At 60.5% G+C, this 15,184-nt stretch carries 1 protein-coding gene; it reads left to right on the top strand.

The genetic code is table 11. The annotated features are described in order from the left end of the window. Window positions 1–196: 196 nt before the first annotated feature. Entirely contained in the window at window positions 197–15,082 is a 14,886-nt protein-coding gene (locus TBK1r_RS34860; RefSeq protein WP_419580694.1) for a cadherin-like domain-containing protein, read from the top strand. Window positions 15,083–15,184: the final 102 nt, after the last annotated feature.

Genomic DNA, 15,184 nt, shown 5'->3' with positions numbered 1-15,184 from the left:
CCACCCGTATGATCGGGTTGACCGTCATGCGCCCTACCATCGCTCACGGCGGTTGTCCCGCAATGGGCTCTGCCACCTCCGCTCTCACGCCCTTTGGTTTGATTCTGACTTAGAGTTGGACGGTGAAAGACGGCGGCCGCGGGGGTGAGGAATGTCGAATTCACCGGGCACACCCCACCAAATTGGATCCACCACCTTGTCCGCTCAGAACTGCCAACGCGTTTTTGACTTCTACCCGCTGGAAGACAGGATTCTGTTGAGCGCGGACGGATTTGATGCCGGCGAATCGGTTCCCAACGCCGACGTCGAAATTCTCGACGCGTTGATGGCCGAGATGCTCCAATCGGGACCCGCCGGTACGACCGACCAATTGTTCGGCACCCCTCACGTCGATTCTGCCGACTCAGAACCGGATCAAGCCCAATCGAGTGATTTGGCCGAGACGCCTTCATTCGATCCCACGCGACGTCTGGAGGTCGTCTTCGTTGACGCCGGTGTCGAAGACTCTGAGACGCTGTTGGCGGGACTGCGCGACGGTTCGGCGGACGGCACGCAGTGGTCAATCGTTCGGTTATCGTCCGATGGAGACGGGATCACACAAATCACACAAACGCTGGCTGAGTTATCCGGAGTCGATGCGATCCACATTGTCAGTCACGGCGATGGCGAAGGCATCCAACTCGGCGGTGTCCGTCTGGACGTGGATACAGCCGAAGGATACGCCGGTGACATCGCCGCCTGGGCCAACTCGCTCGACTCCGATGCCGACGTGTTGATTTATGGTTGCGACCTCGCCAGTACCGACCAAGGACGTGCCTTGATCGAGTCGATCGCGACGCTGAGCGATGCCGACGTCGCCGCCAGCGATGACGCCACGGGACACGAATCGCTCGGTGGCGATTGGGATCTGGAGTACGCGACGGGCACGATCGAGACACAAATTTTCGTCAACGCGCAAGCCCAGCGTGACTGGGTTCAGATCCTCGCGACCGTGACCTTCCAGCAGGGTGATGTCAACGGCTACAGCGGGACATTAGATACCGAGCTTGAAGAATCCAGTCCGAATGCTGATCACGGCGCGGCGACGTCGATCGCGGTCGACCTGGAAAACGGTGGTGGTGAAGAACAAGGGCTGATCCGCTTTGACGGGATCGTCGGCACTGATGTTGGTGACATTCCCAAGGGAGTCCAAATCACGTCGGCGTCGCTAACCGTTGAGGTCAGCGGATCATCCGCAGGCACCGTCAGTCTCTATGAGATGCTCAACAACTGGGACGAGACTTCGAACTGGAATGATTTTGCCGGGCTAACCGTGGGAGGCGAATTGGCGTTGACGCCGGACGCGAGTATCGCCGGTACCGCAGGCTCACAAACCTTCACCGGATTGGAAGCCACGGTCCAACGCTGGGTCGACGGCTATGCGAACTATGGCTGGGGGATTCTGATCAATTCCACCGACGGTTGGGACTTCAACTCGTCCGAAGGCGTCACCGCTCCGACGCTTTCGGTGACCTACATCGATCCCGGATCACAAGCATCCGCGGTGCACACCCTGACCGTCGACACGGCAAACGACGTCTCTGACGGGGACACCACGTCGATCGATGCCCTGTTGGCCAACAAGGGTGCCGACGGATTGATTTCGTTGCGTGAAGCCATTTGGGCGACCAACAATACCACCAATCTTGATGCTTCCACACCCGACGTGATCAACTTCGCCATCGGTGCGGTCGGCAGCCAACAAACGATCGTCTTGGCCGAAGCCCTGCCGGCGCTGACCGACTCGGTGGTTCTCGATGCGATGAGTCAGGGTGGAGTTGCTTATAGCGGTAATCCGCTGATCGAGATCGACGCGAGCGCTACGGCCAACTTCGCGACGGCCGCGATCACGGTCTGGACCAGCGACAGCACGGTCCGCGGTTTCATCGTCAACGGCTCGACCGACGAGGGCATCGAGATCGCCGGTAGCAGCGGTCATGGCGCGGCTGACAATAACATCATCGAGAACAACTGGGTTGGGATCGATTCGACCGGTACCGCGGCTGCGAACGCTGACGTCGGTATCCTGGTCGTCAACGGAGCCTCGGGAAACATCGTTCGTAACAATGTGGTCGCCGGCAACACAGGCGTTGGGATCGAGGTTCGCGGCGCGAGTGTCGACGCCAACATCATCCAAGGCAACTTTGTCGGTCTGCTCGACGACGGGTCGACCATTGTCGCCAATTCCGGACACGGAATTCGCGTTGCCGAAACGGCGACCAACACCCTGATCGGAACCGATGGCAACGGGACAAACGATGCGGCCGAAGCGAATGTCGTTTCCGGTAACACCGGATCGGGAGTCTACTTGGACGTCGCCGACGGAACCACCATCAAAGGCAACTTGATCGGGACAAACAATCTCGGCACGCTCGACAAGGGCAACACCGGCGACGGCATCACCATCGCATCGGCGGCGACCAACACCGTGATCGGCGCCGCCGGATTCGGAAACCTGATCTCCGGCAACGACGGCTACGGCATCAACCTGTTGGACGGATCCAATGTAACGATCCACGCCAACACGATTGGAGCCAACACCGCCAAATCGGGCGGATTACGCAACGAGCTCAGCGGCATCAACATCGCCAGCACTCAGGTCACTTCCAACATCACCGTCGGCGGTCTTGCCGCAGGTCAAGGCAACTTCATCGCCTACAACTTCGAGAACGGAATCTCCACTTCGGGTGCCGGTGGCGGAGACAGCATCGTCGGCAATACGATCACCCAGAACGGCTATCATGGCATTCTGAGCCTGCGGACTGGCGGCATGGACGTGATTGGCAACACGGTTTACACGAGCGGAACACGCGGTGCCAATGACGAGGTCGCCATCGGTGTCAACCACACATTGTACCACAACACCATTCACGGATCGACTGCCGACGGCATTTCGGTTGAAGGCGCCGGCGCGATCTTGCAAAACAATATCGTCACGGGAAGCGCCGGATACGGCATTCACCTTAACGGCGGATCGATCACAACCGAGTCTTACAACCTGGTCACCGACGCGGTGACCGGACCGGCAAACTTGGCGGGGCAAACCTTTGGATTCACCGCTGACGCATCCGACGTCAATGCGGATCCGCTGTACGTCAACTCGGCAGCTGGCGATTTTTCGCTCACCAACCCGACCAGTCCGGCGATTGATGCGGGGGTCGATCTGGGCGGCAGCCAGCCGGACATGAACGGCAGTGATCCGGGGCTCTACTACGATGCTGCACCGGATCTGGGTGCCTTTGAGACCGACGTCAACGATGCCCCCACCGATCTGACGACAACAAGTACGGCAACCGGTGGCCTTGGGCTGAACAATGACGGGGGCAATGACACCTATTTCGTCGCCGACGATGGCGGTGGACTGCTCGGTGGACTGACGACACTAACCATCGAATCCTCGTTCGCGATCGACACTCCCGGCGCAGATCTGTCTCCGCTGCTGTCGTATGCCGATGGGGCCAATGACGAAGAACTCGCCTTACTGCTCAAGAGCGACGGCCGCATCTGGTTTGCGGCAAACTCCAACGGGTCGCCCTTGCAAAGCACCACGGGAACCTACACCCAGCTGTTTGACGGCAACAAACATCATGTGGCCGTTAGCTGGGATGCAACCAACGGAGCCGTGGATTTCTATGTCGATGGCGCCTTGGTCGAATCGTTTACGGGGTATCAAACCGGTCAAACGATAACCGGCACGGGTGAGCTTGTCTTCGGGCAGGACCAAGATTCGGTGCTGGGTGGCTTCAATACGATCGACGTCTTTTCCGGCACGCTGTACGACGTCCGCATCTTCAACGACGTCCGCACCGTCGGCGAGATTTCCACGAACTACGACCAAACGTTACCCAATACCGAATCAGGGATGATCGCCAATTGGACCTTCAATGATCTTTCCACCGGCGGCATCGTCACCGATTCGGTGAGCGGTAACAACCTCACCGAACAGCACATTTCCGGTGGCGGATTCACCGCCAGCACTCCAGCACTCTCGATGTCCGTGCGTGAAGACGCGACAAACACGACGGTCGTCGGAAGCGTCTCTGCCGTGGACCCTGACGCCGGTGACACGTTCACTTACGCTCTGACCGATAGTGCCGGCGGTCGATTTGCCATCAGCGCCGCTGGTGAAATTTCCGTGGCCAATGCCTCCTTGATCGATTTCGAGTCGTCGACCTCGCACAACATCACCGTCGAAGTCACCGACTCCGCGAGTAATACGTACAGTGAAGTGTTCACGATCAATGTCAATGACGTGAATGAATCTCCCACGATCGCGACCAACACCGGTACGACGGTCCTGGAAGGCTCGACCGGGACGGCGATTACCACGGCAATGCTCAACGAAGGCGACGTCGACGACAGCGGCGCCGGGTTGACGTACACCATCACCGACGTCACCGACAACGGGACGATGTACCTGGCCGGGTTCGGCGCCTTGGGACTCAATGACACCTTCACCCAAGCCGACATCGATGCCGGCGACGTGACCTACGACCACGACGGCAGCGAAACGACCAGCGACGCGTTCAGTTTCTCGCTGGCCGACGGCGGTGAAGACGGAGCCACCCCCGCGACGGGAACCTTCAACTTCACCGTCACCCCGGTGAACGACAATAATCCGGTCATCACCTCCGACGGTGGCGGCGCGACCGCCGCAGTCAACACGTTCGAAAACGGACTGTATGTTTCAACGGTGACCGCCACCGATGCCGATTTGCCCGCCGCAACGCTGACCTATTCGATCAGCGGAGGATTGGATTCGGCGAAATTTGCGATCGACGGCAGCACCGGGGTGTTGACGTTTGTCTCCGCACCCGATTTCGAATCGCCGACCGACAACGGCGGCAACAACGTCTATGACGTCATCGTCCAGGTCAGCGACGGCACACTCGTCGATACCCAAGCCATTGCAGTGACGGTATCCGACGTCGCCGATGACGGACAGTTTCTCGATCTGTTCAACGCCGATGCGTACAGCAACAGCAACGGCACCGAAGTCTGGAGTACCAGTTGGGTGGATTCCGAGGATGGCGATCCGTTGAGTGGAACCATCAAAGCAAAGGACGGAGGACTTCGGGTTGACGCCACGAACGTCGGCACCAACGTTTATCGCACCGTCGATCTGAGTTCAGCCTCAGCAGCAACCTTTGATTTCACCTACAACAATACCTTGACCGGTGACCGGACGGTCCTGGTCGAAGTCTCCGGCAATGGCGGTTCCAGCTATAGCACTCTGGCGACAATCGACGCGACCACAAATACCGGCATAGGAACGCTTTCGTTTGACATCAGCGGTTACACCGCAGCAGACACTCGCATTCGTTTCTATGTCTCTGCGATCGGCGGCGGGGGCCCGGGCGGCAATGTGCAATTTGACAACATTCAAGTCAGCTACACCCCCAACTCGGCACCGACGATCACCAGCAACGGCGCCGGCGCGACTGCCGCCCTCAATGCAGCAGAGAATGGAACAGCGGTGACCACCGTGACGGCCGTCGACGGCGACGTGCCCGCACAAACACTGACCTATAGCATCATCGGCGGACTTGATTCGACCAAGTTCGCGATCGATTCCAATTCCGGTGTGCTGACGTTCGTGTCGGCACCCAACTTCGAATCGCCGACCGACAACGGTGGCAACAACGTGTACGACGTCACGGTGCAGGTCTCTGACGGAATTTCAACCGACACCCAAGCCATCGCCGTGACGGTCACGGATGTCAATGAATCCCCCACCGTTGCAACCAACACCGGTGCAACCGTGCTGGAAGGCTCCACCGGGAACGCGATCACGACCGCGATGCTCAACGAAGGCGACGTCGACGATAGCGGCGCCGGATTGACCTACACGATCACCGACGTCACCGACAACGGCACGCTGTATCTGGCCGGGTTCGGCGCCTTGGGATTGAACGACACCTTCACCCAGGCTGACATCGACGCCGGTGACGTCACCTACGACCACGACGGCAGCGAAACGACCAGCGACGCCTTCAATTTCTCGCTGGCTGATGGCGGAGAAAACGGATCGACGCCGGCCACCGGAACGTTCAACCTGACGATCACTGCGGTCAACGATGATCCGGTCTTCACGTCGTCCAACACCGTCGCGGTGGACGAGAACCAGACCGCGGTGTTGACGGTCACGTCCACGGACGCCGAAGCCGCCACGCCGACGTATTCGATCACCGGCGGCGCCGACCAGGCGTTCTTCTCGATCGACACCAACTCCGGCGTCTTGACGTTCATCAGCCCGCCCGACTACGAAAATCCGTTGGATGTCGAAGGCGACAACGTCTACGAAGTCCAAGTCACCGCCAGTGACGGAACGACCGGCAGCGCCGTGCAGGCGATCAGCGTCACCGTCCTGAACGTGACCGATACCTCTTTCGACGGCCCCTCTACCGTGATTTGGTCTCAAAACGGCCTGTCCACCCCGCAGGCGGCCGATTTCAACGGCAACGACTTCAGTATCGAAGTCAACACCGCCGACATCGGCGGTCCATGGCGCGTCATCGACGGAGCGGAGTCGCCCGACCGAGACGAAAAGATCGTCATTGGCGTCGACGCGGCCGGCAATCTGAGCGGCCAGATGTGGGACGGGTCGGCCTGGACGGCCTTTACGTTCAACGATTTCGCCACCGTTACGGATTCCACCAAGTGGGGATTTGCGATCGAATACGAATCGGTCAGCGGTGACGCCGTGCTGGTCTGGAACAACGCAGCGACGGGAACCGACGGACTGTCCTATCGGGTTTGGAACGGAACGGCGTGGTCGGCGACCAACACGATCACCACCCCGATCGCCGGCGAAGCCGAGCAGATGCGTTTCGCTTCCGACCCGGCCTCGGACGAAATGGTGCTGGTCGTCAGCAACGCCGCCCACCAGGATTACGCGCTGGTCTGGGACGGGAACGCCTGGGGGAATGCCCAAACCCTGACCACCACCGCCGGCGCGGGCAACACCGAGGTCTTCGTGAGCTACGAATCGCAAAGCGGTGACGCCATGGTGGTCTACGGCGACAACACCGCCAGCGCGTTGTATCGCGTTTGGGACGGCGGCTCCTGGTCGGCCCAGCAATCGATCACTCCGCCCGGTGGTGTGACCGGACAAGTGACCTGGACCAGCGTTGCCTCGGACCCGAACACCGACCGCATCGCCTTTGCCGCCCACACCTCCAACAACGAGACTTGGCTGGCCGTCTGGGACGGAAACAGCTGGGGTGACAAACTGCTGGCCTCCACGTCGGAGACCAACAACACCTTCCTGAGTGTGGCCGTCGCGTTTGAATCCCAGTCGGGTGATCTGCTGGCCGTGTATTCGGAGAACGACAACCGTTTTAGTTATCGCACCTGGGACAGCGGCGGCGGCTGGTCGGCCGAGACGCAAGGCGTCGATCTCAAGGACCAGGTACGCACGATCACGCTGACCAGTCGTCCCGAAACGAATCAGATCATGCTGACCGCGCTCGATGCGGGTGGAGACCTGAACAATCCGCTGTGGGACGGATCGAGTTGGAGCGAACGCAATGAAGTCGAAAACAACACCGGCGAAACGACCGTCCAGCCATTCTTGTTCCTGTGGGACCAAAACCCGCCTGAATTCGTGGCCGCCGCCAATGACACCGCGTTTTGGTTCAGTACCGACGGTGATGTGAATTCCAAAGGCGCCGCCGGGCTCAATTCCTGGACCGCCGGAGAAGTACTCCGCCTGGGTGATCCGGACCTTTTGCTGGAACCGGTCAGCGGGACGACGTCCGGCACCGCGACGTCGGTGTTCAATCTGGACACCTTCGGCGGTGACACCAAGATCGACGCCCTGCACTATGTCACGGCCGATCTCCAGGTCGGCAGCTCCAACTTCAATCTGCTCGAAGGCGACGTGCTGTTTTCGACCGCCGACAATGAAACGCTGGTTAGCACCAACACGCTGGCGATTTCGAAGAACGATGTGATCGTGTTCCGTGCTGATACACCTGGCGACTATTCGTCGGGCAGTTTCTATCTGCTGCTGGACGATCCGGTCGGCGCCGATGTGCGCGGGATCTCGCTGGTCGAACAAAACACGACCGTTGGGGACACCGTGCTTCAGGCCGGCGATTTCTTGCTGACCACCGATGCGACTGGACTGGATACCTCCTTGTTGTTGTTTGAAACGACCGATGTGGGTGCGGGAACGACCAGCGGCACGCTGCAGACGCTGCTGGATGGCTCCGATACCAACCTCGGTTTCTCCGAAAAGATCAACGGCGTCGAACTCTATGAAACCGACGCCGTCATCGGCGGCCACACCATCCTGGCCGGGACCATCGTACTCTCGGTCGATCGCGATTCGGGCGTCGGCAGCAACGCGTTGGCGGTCAAAAAGCACGACATCATCGCGTTGTCGGTCACGCAGACGACGTTGGTTGCCGGCGCAGGCAATGGTGCCGCCACGGCATCGCTGCTGATGGACGGTTCGGACATCGGATTGACGTCCGGATCGGAGAAACTGACCGCCATCGCGGCGTTCCCCAACAATCAAACGCCGACCGACATCGCCCCCGACACCCCTTCGGTCAACGAATTCACCGATACCACCGGCGGCGTCAGCGTCGCCACCCTGACCACTACGGATGTCGATGCGGGCGAGACATTCACCTATTCGATCCTCGGCGGGGCCGATGCAGCGAACTTCTCCATCGGCGGCGTTTCCAGTGACGAACTGGTGCTGACCGATGGAATCCTGGACTACGAGACCAAGTCGTCCTACAGCGTGATCGTGCGCGTGACGGACTCCGCATCGAACTACTACGACGAAACGCTGACCGTCAACGTCAATGACCTGAACGATGCGCCGACGGTCGCGACCAACACCGGCACGACGGTTTTGGAAGGTTCCACCGGAACCGCGATCACGACAGCGATGCTCAACGAAGGTGACGTCGATGATAGCGGCGCCGGGCTGACCTACACCGTCACCGACGTGACCGACAACGGCACGCTGTACCTGGCCGGATTCGGCGCCTTGGGACTCAATGACACCTTCACCCAAGCCGACATTGATGCCGGAGACGTGACCTACGACCACGACGGCAGCGAAACGACCAGCGATGCGTTCAGTTTCTCGCTGGCCGACGGTGGGGAAGACGGCGCGACACCGGCAACGGGAACGTTTAACTTCACCGTCACGACCGTCAATGACGCTCCGGTGGAAGCGTCGATTGAAGGCAGCACGCTGGCCTACACCGAAAACGACGGCGCCGTGGCGATCACGTCCACGCTGGCGCTGAGTGACAGCGACGACACGAATCTGGAATCGGCGGTGGTTCAGATCACCGCGAACTACACCAACGGCGAAGACGTGTTGACCTTCGTCGATCAGAATGGGATCAGCGGCGTCTGGAACGCGGGCAGCGGAACGCTAACACTGACCGGCACCGCCACGGTTGCCCAGTACGAAGCCGCACTGCGCAGCATCACCTACACCAACGGCAGCGAAAACCCCTCGACCGCGACCCGCACGGTCTCGTTCACCGTCAACGATGGCGATGTGGATTCGAACACGCAAACGCGTGACATCTCGGTCGCCTCGATCAACGATGACCCGACCGGCGCCGGCCTGCCGAGCGACATCACGGTGACCGAAGACGTCAGCAGCAACGTCGACCTGTCGGCGCTGAACTTGGCGGACCTGGATGACAACGGCGGCAGCCTGACGGTCACGCTTTCGACCTCGACCGGTGGGGATCTTTCGGCATCGACCGGCGGCGGAGTCACCGTGGGCGGTAGCGGCACCGGCACATTGACCCTGACCGGTTCACTGGCCGACTTGAACACGTTCTTGGACACTCCGGCGAACATCCAGTATCTGCACGGCACGCCCCACACCTTCGGCAACGACGCCGACACGATTCAAGTCGTCGTCAACGACGGCGGCAACACCGGCAGCGGGGGCGGAACGGATCAAACGATCGGCGCCGTCAACGTTGACATCACCGCGGTCAACGACGAACAGGTGCTGGCGACCAACACCGGCGACACGGTCCCGGAAGGCTCCGTCGGTAACACCGTGACCACGGCGATGCTGGAAACGACCGACGTCGATAACACCGACAGCCAATTGGTTTATACGGTCGACGCAGTTCCGACCAATGGAACGCTGTACCGTCTCGGCGTCGCCTTGAGCGTCAGCGACACGTTCACTCAAGCGGATATCGATGCGGGCCTGATCACGTACGATCATGACGGATCGGAAACGACCAGCGATTCGTTCGACTTCACCGTCGATGACGGCGCCGGGACGACGACCAGCAGTACGTTCAACTGGACGGTCACTGCCGGTAACGACGCTCCGGTGGAAGCGTCGATCGAAGGCAGCACGCTGGCCTACACCGAAAATGATGGCGCCGTGGCGATCACGTCCACGCTGGCCTTGAGTGACAGCGACGACACGAATCTGGAATCAGCCGTCGTCCAGATCACCGCGAACTACACCAACGGCGAAGACGTATTGACCTTCGTCGACCAGAACGGGATCAGCGGCGTCTGGAACGCCGGCAGCGGAACGATGACCCTGACCGGCACCGCAACGGTCGCCCAGTACGAAGCGGCCCTGCGGAGCATCACCTACACCAACGGCAGCGAAAACCCCTCGACCGCGACCCGCACGGTCTCGTTCATTGTCAACGATGGCGACGTGGATTCGAACACGCAAACGCGTGACATCTCGGTCGCCTCGATCAACGATGATCCGACGAATGCAGGCGGCCTGCCGAGTGACATCACGGTGACCGAAGACGTCAGCAGCAACGTCGACCTGTCGGCGCTGAACTTGGCGGACCTGGATGACAACGGCGGCAGCCTGACGGTCACGCTTTCGACCTCGACCGGTGGGGATCTTTCGGCATCGACCGGCGGCGGAGTCACCGTGGGCGGTAGCGGCACCGGCACATTGACGTTGACCGGTTCACTGGCCGACTTGAACACGTTCTTGGACACTCCGGCGAACATCCAGTATCTGCACGGCACGCCCCACACCTTCGGTAACGACGCCGACACGATCCAAGTCGTCGTCAACGACAACGGCAACACCGGATCCGGCGGCGGAACCGATCAAACCATCGGCACCGTCAATGTTGACATCACGGCGGTCAACGACGAACAGGTGCTGGCGACCAACACCGGTGACACGGTCCCGGAAGGCTCCGTCGGTAACACCGTGACGACGGCGATGCTGGAAACGACCGACGTGGACAACACCGACAGTCAATTGGTTTACACCGTCGATGCGGTGCCGACCAATGGAACGCTGTACCGCAGCGCGGTCGTCTTGAGCGTCAGCGACACGTTTACTCAAGCGGATATCGATGCAGGCCTGATCACTTACGATCACGACGGCTCGGAAACGACGAGCGATTCGTTCGACTTCACCGTCGACGACGGCGCCGGGACGACGACCAGCAGTACGTTTAACTGGACGGTGACCGCCGGCAACGACGCTCCGGTGGAAGCGTCGATTGAAGGCAGCACGCTGGCCTACACTGAAAACGACGGCGCCGTGGCGATCACGTCCACGCTGGCCTTGAGTGACAGCGACGACACGAATCTGGAATCAGCCGTCGTCCAGATCACCGCGAACTACACCAACGGCGAAGACGTATTGACCTTCGTCGACCAGAACGGGATCAGCGGCGTCTGGAACGCCGGCAGCGGAACGATGACCCTGACCGGCACCGCAACGGTCGCCCAGTACGAAGCGGCCCTGCGGAGCATCACCTACACCAACGGCAGCGAAAACCCCTCGACCGCGACCCGCACGGTCTCGTTCACCGTCAACGATGGCGATGTGGATTCGAACACGCAAACGCGTGACATCTCGGTCGCCTCGATCAACGATGATCCGACCGGTGCCGGCCTGCCGAGCGACATCACGGTGACCGAAGACGTCAGCAGCAACGTCGATCTGTCGGCGCTGAACTTGGCGGACCTGGATGACAATGGCGGCAACCTGACGGTCACGCTTTCGACCTCGACCGGTGGGGATCTTTCGGCGTCGACCGGTGGCGGAGTCACCGTGGGCGGTAGCGGCACCGGCACATTGACCCTGACCGGTTCACTGGCCGACTTGAACACGTTCTTGGACACTCCGGCGAACATCCAGTATCTGCACGGCACGCCCCACACCTTCGGCAACGACGCCGACACGATTCAAGTCGTCGTCAACGATGGCGGCAACACCGGATCCGGCGGTGGAACGGATCAAACGATCGGCACCGTCAACGTTGATATCACCGCGGTCAACGACGAACAGGTGCTGGCGACCAATACCGGCGACACGGTCCCGGAAGGCTCCGTCGGTAACACCGTGACCACGGCGATGCTGGAAACGACCGACGTGGACAACACGGACAGTCAATTGGTTTACACCGTCGATGCGGTGCCGACCAATGGAACGCTGTACCGTCTCGGCGTTGCGTTGAACGTCAGTGACACGTTCACCCAAGCGGACATCGATGCGGGTCTGATCACTTACGATCACGACGGCTCGGAAACGACGAGCGATTCGTTCGACTTCACCGTCGACGACGGCGCCGGGACGACGACCAGCAGTACGTTTAACTGGACGGTGACCGCCGGCAACGACGCTCCGGTGGAAGCGTCGATTGAAGGCAGCACGCTGGCCTACACCGAAAATGACGGTGCCGTGGCGATCACGTCCACGCTGGCCTTGAGTGACAGCGACGACACGAATCTGGAATCAGCCGTCGTCCAGATCACCGCGAACTACACCAACGGCGAAGACGTATTGATCTTCGTCGACCAGAACGGGATCAGCGGGGTTTGGAACGCGGGCAGCGGAACGATGACCCTGACCGGCACCGCAACGGTCGCCCAGTACGAAGCGGCGCTGCGGAGCATCACCTACACCAACAGCAGCGACAACCCCTCGACCGCGACCCGCACGGTCTCGTTTACTGTCAACGATGGCGATGTGGATTCGAACACGCAAACGCGTGACATCTCGGTCGCCTCGATCAACGATGACCCGACCGGCGCCGGCCTGCCGAGCGACATCACGGTGACCGAAGACGTCAGCAGCAACGTCGACCTGTCGGCGATCAACCTGAGTGACCTGGATGACAACGGCGGCAACCTGACGGTCACGCTTTCGACCTCGACCGGTGGGGATCTCTCGGCATCGACCGGCGGCGGAGTCACCGTGGGCGGATCGGGAACGGGGACATTGACGTTGACCGGTTCACTGGCCGACTTGAACACGTTCTTGGACACTCCGGCCAACATCCAGTACCTGCACGGAACGCCACACACCTTCGGTAACGACGCCGACACGATCCAAGTCGTCGTCAACGACGGCGGCAACACCGGCAGCGGGGGCGGAACGGATCAAACGATCGGCGCCGTCAACGTTGATATCACGGCGGTCAATGATTCACCGAACCTGGCAACCAACTTGGGGATGACGGTTGCCGAAGGGGCGACGGGAACCGCGATCACGCCGGGCATGCTCAGCGGCAGTGATGTCGACGACGCTTCGACGGGTTTGACGTACACCGTCACGGACGCCGTCGACAACGGGACGTTGACGTTGGCAGGATTCGGGACCCTCACGCTGGGTGATACGTTCACGCAGGCGGATCTGGACAATGGAGACGTCACGTACAGTCACGACGACAGCGAGACAATCGGCGATGGCTTTGGGTTTACGCTCGCCGATGGCGGAGAAGACGGCGCGTCGGCGATCGCCGGGACCTTCACCATCACGGTGACGCCCGTCAACGACAATGCGATCAGCGCGATTGCGGATGTTGATTCGTCGGCCAATTCAGTTGCCGAGGACGCGGTGATCGGAACCACCGTCGGCATCACCGCACTGGCCAGCGATGCGGACGCCGGCGCCACTGTCACGTATTCACTCGACGACGATGCCGGCGGTCGATTCTCGATCGATACCGCGACGGGGATCGTCCGAGTTGCCGGAGCGCTCGATCACGAAACATCGGCGAGTGAAACGATTACGGTTCGCGCGACGAGCAGTGACGGTTCGACGACAACGCTGACGAACTCGATCGCCGTCACGGATGTCAATGAAGCTCCCGCGGCGACCGGGGAAGCGTTCACGGTGACGATCGGTGAAACATTGTCCGTCGGAGTGGCGGGCGTGATTTTCAATGACACCGACATCGACGGTGATGCGCTCGCGATCGTGTTGGTCGCCGCGCCGACCAACGGCACCTTCAGTTTGGATCCGGGCGGCAATTTTACCTACACGCCGAACGCGGGCTTCTTCGGCCAAGACTCGTTCTTTTACCGAGTCACCGACGGGACGCTGTCGAGCAATGTTGCCGAGGTGGTCCTTGAAGTTCCGGTTGTCGCGCCGGTGGTCAGTGGATCGGGACCGACACCACCGAGCGATCCAGATTTCGAAGAACCCGAGATCGAGAACGCGACCGAATCGGATGCCGACACTTCATCGGAGGTCGAATCGGAATCCGACGAATCAACGGACACCTCCGAGGCGACCGTAACGTCCGGCGAAGACTCCGGCATCGCCTTGGCTTCGGTCCTGCATGGTCCAGGTGCCAAGTCGGACGGTGGCGTCGGGGGACCGTCCGATGGGGGTGACCTGCCGGGCAACGACGGGTTGCCGGAGGAAGTGATACGAGCCGAACGACAGCTTTACGGCGTCTATGCGGTTTCAAGCGATGCTTCCAGTGTGACTCTCAGCCACTCCCCCGAACTGCAGCAACTCGAACGTTTGCTGCGTCAAGACCTGCAACAAGCGATCGTTTGGACGCAGTGGGACGACCCCGAGCAGAACGAAGACGACTCACCGATGATGGTCATGGTCGGGGCCGCGGGTGCGGGGATGAGTGTGTTTTCGATCGGATACGTGTTCTGGGCATTGCGCGGTGGGGCGTTGATGACGGTGTTCGCCTCCAGTTTACCTGCGTGGCGGTTTATCGACCCGATTGCGATGCTTTCGGCTTATCGCAGTTCGCGAACGGGCGTCGACGAAGGTTTGGACTCGATGCTTGGCTAAAGCACCACATCGCGGCTGTCACCGTTGAACCTTTTCCAGCCTTGCGGATAGACTGCGGTTTTGGTTTCGTTCGACTGATCAAACGCGTAATGGATGTTGGAT

Source organism: Stieleria magnilauensis (assembly GCA_007753675.1).
Lineage (GTDB): Bacteria > Planctomycetota > Planctomycetia > Pirellulales > Pirellulaceae > Stieleria > Stieleria magnilauensis.
The sequence above is the reverse complement of the archived record's forward strand: the minus strand, read 5'-3'. Positions and strand labels throughout refer to the sequence as shown.